The organism is Pseudomonas sp., assembly GCF_030150285.1.
GTDB lineage: Bacteria > Pseudomonadota > Gammaproteobacteria > Pseudomonadales > Pseudomonadaceae > Aquipseudomonas.
This window is the reverse complement of sequence record NZ_JASLGE010000090.1, coordinates 15,018-27,140: the sequence shown is the minus strand read 5'-3', so window position 1 is coordinate 27,140 and position 12,123 is coordinate 15,018. Positions and strand designations below refer to the sequence as shown.

The window sequence follows — 12,123 nt, the reverse complement described above, 5'->3', positions numbered from 1 at the left end:
AGTCTTGATTCGTGTATTCGTAGCTGAAGACCACACCATTGTGCGTGAAGGCATCAAGCAATTGATCGGCCTGGCCAAAGACCTGCTGGTGGTGGGCGAGGCGAGCAATGGCGAGCAATTGCTGGAGACCTTGCGCCAGGTGCCGTGTGAAGTGGTGCTGCTGGATATTTCCATGCCAAAGGTCAATGGGCTGGAAGCGATTCCGCGGATCCGGGCTTTGAACAATCCACCTGCCATTCTGGTGCTGTCGATGCACGACGAAGCGCAAATGGCGGCGCGGGCGTTGAAGTTTGGCGCGGCGGGGTATGCGACCAAGGACAGCGATCCGGCGTTGTTGCTCACCGCCATTCGCAAGGTCGCTGCCGGGGGGCGCTACATTGACCCCGAACTGGCGGACCGTATGGTCTTTGAGGTGGGGCTGACGGATGAACGGCCGTTGCACACCTTATTGTCCGAGCGTGAGTTTTCGGTGTTCGAACGCTTGGCTCAAGGGGCCAACGTGAACGATATCGCCCAGCAACTGGCTTTGAGCAGTAAAACCATCAGCACTCACAAGGCCCGTTTGATGCAGAAACTCAACATCACCACCTTGGCCGAACTGGTGAAATACGCCATGGAACACAAAGTGGTGTAGTCGCTGGCGATCATCCTGCACCCTCTTTTTCGCCGGATTTCCGGTGCCCGCCCACCGTGGTCATGCCTATTTACGACAGTTTTATGTCACACCCCTGCTGGGTTACGGGGTGTCTCTGTGCCTACCATCCTAATCGCGCCACTTCTGTAGGGCATGCCCTACAAGAACCCTTCCAACCGCCTGATGGCAATCTCTCCTGTGGCCCGATTTCTGCGGGCTGGCCGCACCTTTAGTCTTGGGTTACAGCAGTCCAAAACAAAAAGGTGTGGCTATGAGTGAGGTCGGTGCAAGCGCTGGGTCGAATGATATTTTGGTCAGCTTCCGTGGTGTGCAAAAAAGCTACGACGGTGAGAACCTGATCGTTAAAGACCTCAATCTGGACATTCGCAAAGGCGAGTTCCTGACCTTGCTCGGGCCGTCCGGTTCGGGCAAAACCACCAGCCTGATGATGCTGGCCGGTTTCGAAACCCCCACCGCCGGGGAGATTTTGCTGGCGGGTCGCTCGATCAATAACGTGCCGCCGCACAAGCGTGACATTGGCATGGTGTTCCAGAACTACGCACTGTTCCCGCACATGACCGTGGCCGAAAACCTCGGTTTCCCGCTGTCTGTACGCGGCCTTAACCGCACAGACATCAGCGAGCGGGTCAAGCGCGTGCTGAGCATGGTTCAGCTGGACGCTTTCGCTCAGCGTTACCCGGCCCAACTCTCCGGTGGCCAGCAGCAGCGGGTCGCACTGGCGCGGGCGCTGGTGTTCGAGCCGCAACTGGTGTTGATGGATGAACCCCTTGGTGCGCTGGATAAACAGCTGCGTGAACACATGCAGATGGAAATCAAGCACCTGCACCAGAGCCTGGGCGTGACCGTGGTGTATGTCACCCACGACCAAGGCGAAGCCTTGACCATGTCTGATCGCGTTGCGGTCTTTCACCAGGGCGAGATCCAGCAAATTGCGCCGCCGCGCACCCTTTATGAAGAGCCGAAGAACACGTTTGTGGCCAACTTCATTGGTGAAAACAACCGCCTGAGTGGCCGCCTGCACAGCCAGGACGGCGAGCGCTGCGTGGTTGAGCTCAGCCGTGGTGAGAAAGTTCAGGCGTTGGCGGTGAACGTGGGTCGCCCAGGCGAGCCAGTGACCCTGTCGATTCGCCCAGAGCGCATCAGTCTCAACGGCTCCAGTGAGTCGTGTGCGAACCGCTTCTCGGGGCGTGTCGAAGAATTTATCTATTTGGGCGACCACGTCCGCGTGCGGATGGAAGTCTGCGGTAAAAACGATTTCTTTGTGAAACAGCCGATTGCCGAGCTGGACCCCACCCTTGCGGTCGGCGACGTCGTTCCGTTGGGCTGGCAGGTCGAACATGTCCGTGCGTTAGACCCCCTATTAGAGGCGAATTAATCGCCCCCTTGGTGTCACCAACCCAGCACAGTGGAGAATAAAAAATGCATGCATCCTTAAAGTTTACGACGTTGACCCTGGGCCTGATGTTCGCGGCCAGCGCGATGGCAGGCCCCGATCTGACGGTCATTTCGTTTGGTGGTGCCAACAAGGCCGCTCAGACCAAAGCTTTTTATGCGCCTTGGGAAGCGGACAAACAAGGCAAAATCATCGGGGGTGAGTACAACGGTGAGATGGCCAAAATCAAGGCCATGGTCGACACCAAAAGCATTTCCTGGGACCTGGTAGAAGTCGAGTCGCCAGAACTCTCCCGGGGCTGCGATGAAGACATGTTCGAACCGCTGGACCCTGCGTTGTTTGGCAATATTGACCAGTACATTCCGGGTGCCATTCAGTCCTGTGGGGCTGGCTTCTTTGTGTGGTCGACCATCATGGCCTACAACGCAGACAAGCTGAAAACTGCACCCACCAGTTGGGCCGATTTCTGGGACACCAAAACCTTCCCGGGCAAGCGTGGCCTGCGCAAAGGGGCCAAGTACACCCTCGAATTCGCCTTGATGGCTGACGGCGTGGCACCGAAAGATGTGTACACCGTGCTGGCGAGCAAAGACGGCCAGAACCGCGCGTTCAAAAAGCTGGACGAGCTCAAGCCAAGTATCCAGTGGTGGGAAGCGGGTGCTCAGCCGCCGCAATACCTGGTTTCGGGTGACGTTGTGATGAGCTCTGCGTACAACGGCCGCATCGCTGCCGTGCAGAAAGAAAGCAACCTGAAGATTGTATGGAACGGCGGGATCTATGACTTCGATGCCTGGGCCATCCCTAAAGGCCTGAGTAAAGAAAAAGCGGACGCGGCGAAGAAGTTCATGGCCTTCACCCTGCAGCCAAAGCAGCAGAGCGCGTTCTCGGAGAATATCGCTTACGGCCCGGCCAACAAAAATGCGATGCCGTTGCTACCTGAAGCCATTCAGGCCGAAATGCCAACCGCCCCGCAAAACATTGCTAACCAAGTGCAGATCGACGTCAGCTTCTGGGCTGACAACGGCGAGCAACTGGAGCAACGCTTCAACGCCTGGGCTGCCAAGTAAGCAGCACTGATACGCGGTGCGGCCAAACAGGCCGCACCGACATCGTTTAAAGTTTTTCGGAGTTTGCCATGGCCATCGCCGTTCCCGTGAACGAGGTCTCCAGCCCTACGTTGAAGAAGCGTCTTGCGCGTGCTGAGCGGGTTAACCGCTGGAAAGCCCAAGCCCTGATAGCACCGTTGGTGATTTTCCTGCTGCTGGTGTTCCTGGTGCCGATTGCGGCGCTGCTCTATAAAAGTGTCGGTAACCCTGAGGTGGTGGACGGTTTGCCGCGCACAGTGGTGGCGGTGTCCGAATGGGATGGCAAGGGGTTGCCCGCAGAGCCTGTGTATAAGGCGCTGAGCGAGGACCTGGCCGAGGCCCGCAAAAATCAAGTCTTGGGTGATTTGTCCAAGCGACTGAACATGGAATTGGCCGGCTATCGTAGCCTGCTGATGAAAACGGCCAAGGCGCTGCCGTTCAAAGTGGCCCCGGAGTCTTATAAAGAAGCCATGGAAGGGCTGGACGAGCGCTGGGGCGACCCTGCGTACTGGCAGGCAATCAAGCGCAATACTTCCAGCATTACCCCGTTTTACCTGTTGGCGTCGGTCGATCACCGCATCGACGACCTTGGTGAAATTGCGCAAGCCACACCGGATCAAGCGATCTACCTGGACATTTTTGCGCGCACGTTCTGGATGGGCTTTGTCATCACTGCCATCTGCCTGGTGCTGGCGTACCCGTTGGCATACTTGCTGGCCAACCTGCCGGCCCGACAAAGCAACCTGTTGATGATCCTGGTGCTGCTGCCGTTCTGGACGTCGGTGCTGGTTCGGGTAGCGGCCTGGATTGTGTTGCTGCAATCGGGCGGTTTGATCAATAGCGCGCTGGTCAGCATGGGTGTGATCGATAAACCGCTGGAACTGGTGTTCAACCGCACCGGTGTGTACATCTCGATGGTGCACATTCTGTTGCCGTTTATGATCTTGCCGATTTACAGCGTGATGAAGGGTATTTCTCCGACCTATATGCGAGCTGCGATCTCGCTGGGCTGCCACCCATTTGCAAGCTTCTGGCGCGTGTACTTCCCACAGACCTATGCCGGTGTCGGCGCTGGCTGCCTGTTGGTGTTCATTATTGCCATTGGTTACTACATCACCCCGGCCTTGCTGGGCAGCCCGAACGATCAGATGGTCAGCTACTTCGTGGCTTTCTATACCAACACCAGCATCAACTGGGGCATGGCAACAGCATTGGGCGGCCTGCTACTGCTGGCGACCGTGGTGTTGTACCTGATTTACAACTGGTTGGTGGGCGCTACCCGCCTGCGTTTGAGCTGAGGAGATCGCCATGTTGAGCCCTTACATGTCACCTATTGAGCGGATCTGGTTCTACAGTTTGCGTATCCTCTGCGGGCTGATCCTGTTGTTTTTGATCCTGCCGGTACTGGTGATCATTCCGTTGTCGTTCAACTCGGGCAGTTTTCTGGTGTACCCGCTGCAAGGTTTCTCGCTGCACTGGTACCAGGACTTCTTCTCTTCGGCCGAGTGGATGCGGGCGCTTAAAAACAGCGTGATCGTAGCCCCGGCAGCGACAGTGCTGGCGATGGTGTTCGGCACGTTGGCGGCGATTGGCTTGACCCGTGGGCACTTCCCCGGCAAAGCGCTGGTCATGGCGCTGGTGATCTCGCCGATGGTGGTGCCTGTGGTCATCATTGGTGTGGCCAGTTACCTGTTCTTTGCGCCGCTGGGCCTGGGTAACAGCTACATCTCGTTGATCGTGGTGCACGCCGTACTCGGTGTGCCGTTTGTGATCATCACCGTGTCCGCCACCTTGCAGGGTTTCAACCAAAACCTGGTGAGAGCGGCCGCAAGCCTTGGGGCTTCACCGCTGACAGCCTTCCGTCGGGTAACCTTGCCGCTGATCGCCCCCGGGGTGATTTCCGGTGCGCTGTTCGCCTTTGCAACATCGTTTGATGAAGTGGTAGTGACGCTGTTCCTGGCGGGCCCGGAACAAGCGACCCTGCCGCGGCAAATGTTTAGCGGTATTCGCGAAAACCTCAGCCCTACCATTGCCGCTGCGGCGACGATGCTGATCCTGTTCTCAGTGGTGCTCTTGCTGACACTGGAGTGGTTGCGCGGCCGTAGTGAGAAAATGCGCACGGCACAAGAGTAAGGCGCGCGCTACATCCAGCAGGCATCCCACAAGGGATAGTCCCCGATTCGTGTGGTCAAACCCGCACGGATCGGGTTTTGTACGATATAGCGGGCGGTGGCTTTGAGGTCTTCTTCATGTCTGAGGCCTCTATCGTGGTAACCCTTCTACCAGACCCTGTCGTTGGATTGAACGAATTTATTGATGTTCATGCTGCTCCGTGATTTTACGCGGTACATCAACTCACCGAGAGTCTTGTTGCGCAGCTCTACCAGCCAGTGGAAATGGTCCGGCATGACCACCCACGCTTTTGACGTCACGATACCTTCGTCATGGGCTTGTCTGAACTGATCAACAACCAAACGTCCAAGGTGGAAGTCATGAAAGAGGGGGCGTCGTCTCTGAGTGATGGTGGTCAGCAGATAAAGGCGTCCTGGTTCTGAGTCGCGGCCGATAGGCAGGCGATAAGCATTCTTTGAGGTTGGCAATCCATTGCCCTCTGAAGTGGGTGGTTAGCTAACGCTAGATCACTTGCGGCTGAATCATTGAGGCAACGAATGAGAGAATGTTGCGACGATCCGTAGCAGCTGCCGAGCTCCGCGAGGCTGCGTCCGATTGCGAAGCGATCGTAAAGGAGAAGAACATGATCGGGCAGGAAGGTCGCGGTCGCAGGCCTTGCGACGACTGCGTCGCCGGACGTAGCCTCGCGGAGCTCGGCAACTGCTACGGGTAACGGGAGCTGCGTCCAATCATCACGGTGCGGTGGCGCTTCTCGGCAGGGCGTATACAATGCCCGCCACCGTGATTTGCTCATTTAAAAGGTGCGTTATGCAGCCCTTCGCTATTGCTCCATCCATTCTCTCTGCCGATTTCGCCCGTCTGGGCGAAGAAGTCGATAATGTGCTCGCCGCTGGCGCTGATATCGTGCATTTCGATGTCATGGACAACCACTACGTGCCCAACCTGACCATCGGCCCAATGGTGTGTACGGCGTTGCGCAAGTACGGTGTCACGGCTCCCATCGATGTTCATTTGATGGTCAGCCCGGTCGACCGGATCATTGGCGACTTTATCGAAGCCGGGGCGACTTACATTACCTTTCACCCGGAAGCCACGCAGCACATCGACCGTTCCCTACAATTGATCCGTGAAGGCGGCTGCAAGGCGGGCCTGGTGTTCAACCCGGCGACACCGCTGGACGTGCTCAAGTACGTAATGGATAAGGTCGACATGGTGTTGTTGATGAGCGTGAACCCGGGTTTCGGCGGGCAGAAGTTCATTCCCGGCACGCTGAATAAACTGCGTGAAGCGCGTGCACTGATCGACACCTCGGGTCGCGACATTCGCCTGGAGATCGACGGCGGTGTGAACGTCAACAATATCCGTGAGATTGCAACGGCAGGTGCTGACACCTTCGTGGCCGGCTCCGCTATTTTCAACACGCCGAACTACCAAGACGTCATTCAAAAAATGCGCGCTGAGCTTGCGTTGGCTCGCCCATGACTTCGGCCAAGCAGTTGCTTGGCGGTCAACTGCCGAAGTTGGTGATGTTTGATCTGGACGGCACCCTGATTGATTCTGTGCCGGATTTGGCCGCTTCAGTGAACACGATGTTGCGCAAGCTAGGGCGTGCACCTGCTAGCCTTGACGACGTCAAGATGTGGGTCGGCAACGGCGTGCAAGTGCTGGTGCAACGTGCCCTGGCTGGCAATATCGATGCCTCGGGTGTCGACGAGGCTGAAGCCGCGCAGGCGTTGGAGCTGTTCATGGAGGCCTACGAGGGCGGTCATGCGCTGACGGCGGTTTACCCAGGCGTACGTGAAAGCCTCAAGTGGCTGCAGAAACACGGCGTTGAAATGGCTCTGATCACCAACAAGCCCGAGCGTTTCGTTGCGCCCTTGTTGGACGAACTGAAGTTGGGTCGGTTTTTTCGCTGGAGCATAGGGGGTGATACGTTGCCCCAGAAAAAGCCTGACCCGGCGGCCTTGTTGTTTGTCATGAAAATGGCCGGTGTCACCCCTGAGCAAGCGCTGTTTGTCGGTGACTCGCGCAGTGATGTACTGGCTGCCAGAGCGGCGGGTGTACGGTGTGTGGCGCTGAGCTATGGCTACAATCACGGCCGTCCGATCCAGGAAGAATCGCCGGATTGGGTGATCGATAATCTGCAAGAGCTGATAGCCGGTTGCTTAGATTCAACGGCTGGGCTAGTGTTGGACGCTTCTGTTAACCCCTCTCGTAGAGATTCCATCGTGGTGGTCACTCGCAAACTCTGGATGAAAGTTATCAAGGCACTGGCCCGTTGGCGTTGGCGCGCCTGACTTGAATCTGGCCGGAGCTCCGGCACGTTTGCATACCTGACTGTTTGACCCTCAGACCACGAGGCACCTCATGATCCGCGAAGAATTCCTGCGTTTGGCCGCTGCTGGCTATAACCGTATCCCGCTTGCCCGCGAAACCCTTGCTGACTTCGACACGCCGCTGTCGATCTACCTCAAACTGGCCGATCAGCCCAACTCCTACTTGCTGGAGTCGGTACAGGGCGGCGAGAAATGGGGGCGTTACTCGATCATTGGCTTGCCATGCTGCACCGTGTTGCGTGTGCACGAGCAACACGTTCGCGTGACCCACGACGGCGTTGAAGTTGAATCGCTCGAAACTGATGATCCGCTGACGTTTGTCGAAGCGTTCAAGGGCCGTTACAACGTGCCGACCATCGCCGGGCTACCGCGTTTCAACGGTGGGCTGGTAGGGTACTTCGGCTATGACTGCGTGCGTTATGTCGAGAAGCGTTTGGGCAAGTGCCCGAATCCGGATCCGCTGGGAGTGCCGGACATTCTGCTGATGGTGTCCGACGCCGTGGTGGTGTTCGATAACCTGGCTGGCAAGATGCACGCGATCGTGTTGGTCGACCCGGCGCAACCGCAGGCTTACGAAGAGGGCCAGGCGCGTCTCGAAACCTTGCTGGAGCAACTGCGCCAGCCGATCACGCCGCGACGTGGTCTGGACTTCACCCGCCAGCAAGCCGCTGACCCCGTTTTCCGTTCCAGCTTCACTCAGGACGATTACGAAAAAGCGGTCGACACGATCAAGGACTACATCCTCGCGGGCGACTGCATGCAAGTGGTGCCGTCGCAGCGTATGTCCATCGACTTCAACGCCGCGCCGATTGACCTTTACCGCGGGTTGCGCTGTTTCAACCCAACACCGTACATGTACTTTTTCAACTTTGGTGATTTCCACGTTGTGGGCAGTTCGCCGGAAGTGCTGGTGCGGGTTGAAGACAACCTGATTACCGTACGCCCGATCGCCGGTACGCGTCCGCGCGGAGCCACTGAAGAGGCTGACTTGGCACTGGAAGAAGACCTGCTCAGTGACGACAAGGAAATTGCGGAGCATTTGATGCTCATCGACCTTGGCCGTAACGACACGGGGCGTGTGTCTGAGATCGGCTCGGTCAAACTCACCGAAAAAATGGTGATCGAGCGTTACTCCAACGTGATGCACATTGTGTCCAACGTCACAGGCGAGCTTAAAAGCGGGCTGACGGCGATGGATGCACTGCGGGCCATCTTGCCTGCTGGCACGTTGTCCGGTGCGCCGAAAATCCGCGCGATGGAAATCATCGACGAGCTGGAGCCGGTCAAGCGCGGTGTGTATGGCGGTGCGGTCGGCTACTTCGCCTGGAATGGCAATATGGACACGGCCATCGCCATTCGTACGGCCGTCATCAAAGACGGTGAGCTGCATGTGCAAGCGGGCGGTGGCATTGTGGCGGATTCGGTGCCGGCGCTGGAGTGGGAAGAAACGCTGAACAAGCGCCGCGCGATGTTCCGGGCGGTGGCTCTGGCCGAGCAAACACCGCAGGATTGAATTTAGCCGGCAGACCTTCAACGGCTCGCGATCTTTTGACCTGTTGAAAAGATCGCGAGCAGGGGTTGGCCTTCTTAGAAGTTCAGGCTTACCCCGACATTCACGCCTTGTTGAGTAAGGTCATCACTCTTTCTCATGGTATAAGCCGCCTGTAGCGTAAGGTCGGCCGTTAACGCGTGGCTGACCCCCAGGCTTAAGCGGTCAAGGTTGCTTTGCGGTGTGTAACCTTCAAGCTTGAATCGGTTCTCGGGCAAGCTGTTAAGTGCGATGCTCAAACGCTGGGTCTCATCCATGAACTCATGCTCATGGGCGGCCTCTCCAAACAGGCGGGTTTGCGGGGTAACCCGGTAAGTCCCCTGCAAGCCCACGCCAAGGCGCTTCGAAGAGAGCGTTTGGCGTTCGTAATTCAATGACGTTGAATGCTGCGCCCTTTCCGCATAACCGTTTACTTCGACCCGAGCATAGTCAGCGCTAATAAACGGGGACAGGTGCCACGCCGAAGTGGGTTGTGCGATGTCATAACCCAGGCGCGCGTTCACAGCCCACAAACGCCCGTCGGTACTGCCTTTCTCGGCACCCTCGCTAACGCCCAGCGCGAATTTGCGCTTGAGGTTGTCATAGTCCAGCCTCCCTGCCGTTAATGTGGTATCTGCCCACCAATGAGTGTGTTGATACTGAGCGAATGCGCTGCCCAGGTAGCTATTGAGCGCATAGGTCGAATCGCTGTTACCGGCTTCCAGGTGTTGGCGATGCAGCCCTGCCGCTACACCCAGCCGCCAGTTTGGATTCAGACGATAGCTGGCACCGAGAGTGAGGTGTGAGCCTTTGCCATCAGCGCTGACCGAGGTGTGCTGCTCGTCGATGTTTTGACGTTGCCCGCCACCCGCGATGATTGCGCTCCAGTGGCCGACGCCTTGCCATTGACCGTTGTCGCCCTTCCATTGATTGCGCAGTTCATCGTGATGGGCGTTTAGCGCGCCTTGCGCCATCACGGGCAGTAAGGTCAGCTCCCATGGGGCAGCGAGCAATGAATGCGCGTAATCGGCGATTAACCGCTGCCCTGCTTCAGTCGGGTGCACCGAGTCATTGAACAGCAACCGCCTAGGGTCAGGCGTTGAGCTGTTGATGCCGTACTGCGGGTTTTCCGTGCATTCGCTGCCATCGAAGCAGGTGCCGATAAGATTTTGCCCGGTGGCCAGGCCATAACGTGCGGGGTCCTGGAAGGTTTCACTCAGTAAAAGCGGAATGTTGAGGGGAATCACTTGCGCATCGATCTGACCCAGTTCACGCACCAGGTTTTGATTGAATACGGCGCTGAGCTGACTGCTGGCGGCTTGGGCGGGAGTGCCGTAAAGGGCTGGGGTCAGGCCCAGGTCAGGCAGCAACCAGACCATGATGTAGCGCGCCCCGGCCTGTTGCAGGGCGAAGGCGCTGTCGCTCAAGTACCGCGCAGCCATACCTGCATCGGCGGGGGTTCTCACGCGGCCTTGCAGAAAGTCATTACCGCCACCGGAAATGAAGTACAGCGCTTTGGGATCCGCCTGAAAGCCGTTATCAACCAGAAAACCGCGCCGGGACCTTAACGTGAACCCTGCGAAGGGCCAGCCGTCGGGGATGGATACCTTTGATGTTGAGGTGATCGATTTGAAAATCTGATCCGTGCGGTAGCCCCCAACGGCCCAATTATTGCCATCGGGTAACCCGTTGCTGGCGTTGGTCATGGAGGTTGAAGGGGCAAGATCACCGGGGGCAATGCCTAATTTTGCTGCCAGATGCATCGGCGCTACAAGTGCGTAATGTTCCTTGTGATCGTAGGTTGGGCCGTTGCGGTTAGTGAAACGCATGCCGCTGCCGGAGGGGCCGCTGAAATCAGGAAACTGCCCTGAGTCGCTGAGGCTATCGCCAAAGACAAACATCGTGGAATAAGGTGTGGGTGCCGCTAATGTACCTGAGCAAACCAATGACAAAACACAGCCCGCCAGGGGGGTGATACGCGAAAGCCTGGGCATGCGATGACCTTTTATTATTATGTGGAGCGCAAACAGTATCAAAACGATTCGTATTCTTATTGGTTTGATAAATCAAGACACAAAGTACTTAAACAGTGTTTTTCCCCGTATTTGCTGCCCCATGTTGCACCTGTCGCGAGGCTACGTTACTGTGCCCGGACGTAGAAATGAGACCCTTCCTGTGTTGATCATCAGCAAACTCTTTATGCGAGTTGTCAAGGCACACGCCCGTTGGCGTTGGCGCGCCTAATATTTCTCTGCCGGCTTCGCCGGACCTGCCCCCTGCGTTTTCTTGAATAGCTGCTCCTGTCGATTGATGTGCTGAAACCAGCAACTGAAACTGCGGGCAGTGAATTTTTGAAACAGTTTTGAATGTCAGTGAATTCCAAAGGTTTAACGACATGTTGCTGATGATCGACAATTACGACTCTTTTACTTACAACGTTGTGCAATACCTCGGCGAGTTGGGTGCAGAGGTTAAGGTCGTGCGCAACGATGAATTGACCGTGGCTCAGATCGAAGCGCTCAACCCAGAGCGCATCGTGGTGTCGCCCGGGCCCTGCACGCCGAATGAGGCGGGTATTTCCCTTGAAGCCATCAAGCACTTTGCGGGCAAATTGCCCATTCTGGGTGTTTGCCTGGGCCATCAGTCCATCGGCCAGGCCTTTGGCGGCGATGTGGTGCGTGCACGGCAAGTGATGCACGGCAAAACCAGCCCTGTGTATCACCTGGATACGGGTGTGTTTCAGGGGCTGAATAACCCACTGACGGTGACGCGTTATCACTCGCTGGTGGTCAAGCGTGAAACCCTGCCCGAGTGTCTGGAACTCACTGCCTGGACGCAGCACGACGATGGTTCGGTAGACGAAATCATGGGCTTGCGGCACAAAACGCTGAACATCGAGGGGGTGCAATTTCACCCTGAGTCGATCCTGACCGAGCAAGGTCATGAACTGTTTGCCAATTTTCTTAAACAAACCGGCGGCACGCGCTAAGGAC

Annotated in this window: 10 protein-coding genes and 1 pseudogene; 9 read left to right on the top strand and 2 right to left on the bottom strand. The window is 57.0% G+C overall.

The genetic code is table 11. From position 1 onward, the window contains the following. Positions 1–4: 4 nt before the first annotated feature. From Q1W15_RS21185 to Q1W15_RS21165, 5 genes are all read left to right on the top strand, one after another. Positions 5–634, top strand: coding sequence for a response regulator transcription factor (locus Q1W15_RS21185; protein ID WP_300731964.1), 630 nt, complete (start codon positions 5–7; stop codon positions 632–634). 271 nt (positions 635–905) lie between these two features. Next, positions 906–2,030 carry an ABC transporter ATP-binding protein gene (locus tag Q1W15_RS21180; RefSeq protein ID WP_300731961.1) on the top strand — a complete coding sequence of 375 codons (1,125 nt, stop codon included), beginning with the start codon at positions 906–908 and terminating at the stop codon, positions 2,028–2,030. A gap of 44 nt (positions 2,031–2,074) precedes the next feature. Continuing rightward, positions 2,075–3,115, top strand: a complete 1,041-nt coding sequence (locus Q1W15_RS21175; RefSeq protein ID WP_300731958.1) for an ABC transporter substrate-binding protein — start codon at positions 2,075–2,077, stop codon at positions 3,113–3,115. Positions 3,116–3,183: 68 nt separating this feature from the next. Next, positions 3,184–4,431 (top strand): ABC transporter permease, encoded by a 1,248-nt coding sequence (locus tag Q1W15_RS21170; protein WP_300731955.1) that lies wholly within the window; start codon positions 3,184–3,186, stop codon positions 4,429–4,431. Positions 4,432–4,441: 10 nt separating this feature from the next. Then, on the top strand, positions 4,442–5,266 hold the full coding sequence (locus Q1W15_RS21165; RefSeq protein WP_300731952.1) for an ABC transporter permease: 825 nt from the start codon (positions 4,442–4,444) through the stop codon (positions 5,264–5,266). Positions 5,267–5,274: 8 nt separating this feature from the next. Here Q1W15_RS21165 and Q1W15_RS21160 read toward each other — a convergent pair. Beyond that, positions 5,275–5,733 (bottom strand): annotated as a pseudogene (locus Q1W15_RS21160) (transposase). 340 nt (positions 5,734–6,073) lie between these two features. Between Q1W15_RS21160 and rpe the strand changes: the two are divergent. From rpe to trpE, 3 genes are all read left to right on the top strand, one after another. Next, on the top strand, positions 6,074–6,748 hold the full coding sequence (rpe, locus tag Q1W15_RS21155) for a ribulose-phosphate 3-epimerase (protein WP_300731949.1): 675 nt from the start codon (positions 6,074–6,076) through the stop codon (positions 6,746–6,748). Further along, the gene (locus Q1W15_RS21150; protein WP_300731947.1) at positions 6,745–7,563 is read left to right on the top strand and encodes a phosphoglycolate phosphatase; all 819 of its coding nucleotides are present in this window, start codon (positions 6,745–6,747) and stop codon (positions 7,561–7,563) included. Before rpe ends, Q1W15_RS21150 begins: the two co-directional genes overlap by 4 nt. 70 nt (positions 7,564–7,633) lie before the next feature. Then, complete coding sequence (gene trpE, locus Q1W15_RS21145; RefSeq protein WP_300731944.1) at positions 7,634–9,115, top strand: anthranilate synthase component I; 1,482 nt, start codon at positions 7,634–7,636, stop codon at positions 9,113–9,115. 74 nt (positions 9,116–9,189) lie between these two features. On the opposite strand, the gene estP is transcribed toward trpE, so the two are convergent. After that, positions 9,190–11,124 (bottom strand): esterase EstP, encoded by a 1,935-nt coding sequence (estP, locus tag Q1W15_RS21140; protein WP_300731941.1) that lies wholly within the window; start codon positions 11,122–11,124, stop codon positions 9,190–9,192. A gap of 401 nt (positions 11,125–11,525) precedes the next feature. Between estP and Q1W15_RS21135 the strand changes: the two genes are divergently transcribed. After that, the gene (locus Q1W15_RS21135) at positions 11,526–12,119 is read left to right on the top strand and encodes an aminodeoxychorismate/anthranilate synthase component II (RefSeq protein ID WP_300731939.1); all 594 of its coding nucleotides are present in this window, start codon (positions 11,526–11,528) and stop codon (positions 12,117–12,119) included. Positions 12,120–12,123 lie beyond the last annotated feature (4 nt).

What these genes read in the sequence shown, in the direction of transcription:
- Q1W15_RS21180 (WP_300731961.1), top strand. Translation starts at nt 906, where the DNA reads ATGAGTGAGGTCGGTGCAAGCGCTGGGTCGAATGATATTTTGGTCAGC.
- Q1W15_RS21175 (WP_300731958.1), top strand. Translation starts at nt 2,075, where the DNA reads ATGCATGCATCCTTAAAGTTTACGACGTTGACCCTGGGCCTGATGTTC.
- Q1W15_RS21170 (WP_300731955.1), top strand. Translation starts at nt 3,184, where the DNA reads ATGGCCATCGCCGTTCCCGTGAACGAGGTCTCCAGCCCTACGTTGAAG.
- Q1W15_RS21165 (WP_300731952.1), top strand. Translation starts at nt 4,442, where the DNA reads ATGTTGAGCCCTTACATGTCACCTATTGAGCGGATCTGGTTCTACAGT.
- rpe (WP_300731949.1), top strand. Translation starts at nt 6,074, where the DNA reads ATGCAGCCCTTCGCTATTGCTCCATCCATTCTCTCTGCCGATTTCGCC.
- Q1W15_RS21150 (WP_300731947.1), top strand. Translation starts at nt 6,745, where the DNA reads ATGACTTCGGCCAAGCAGTTGCTTGGCGGTCAACTGCCGAAGTTGGTG.
- trpE (WP_300731944.1), top strand. Translation starts at nt 7,634, where the DNA reads ATGATCCGCGAAGAATTCCTGCGTTTGGCCGCTGCTGGCTATAACCGT.
- estP (WP_300731941.1), bottom strand. Translation starts at nt 11,124, where the DNA reads ATGCCCAGGCTTTCGCGTATCACCCCCCTGGCGGGCTGTGTTTTGTCA.
- Q1W15_RS21135 (WP_300731939.1), top strand. Translation starts at nt 11,526, where the DNA reads ATGTTGCTGATGATCGACAATTACGACTCTTTTACTTACAACGTTGTG.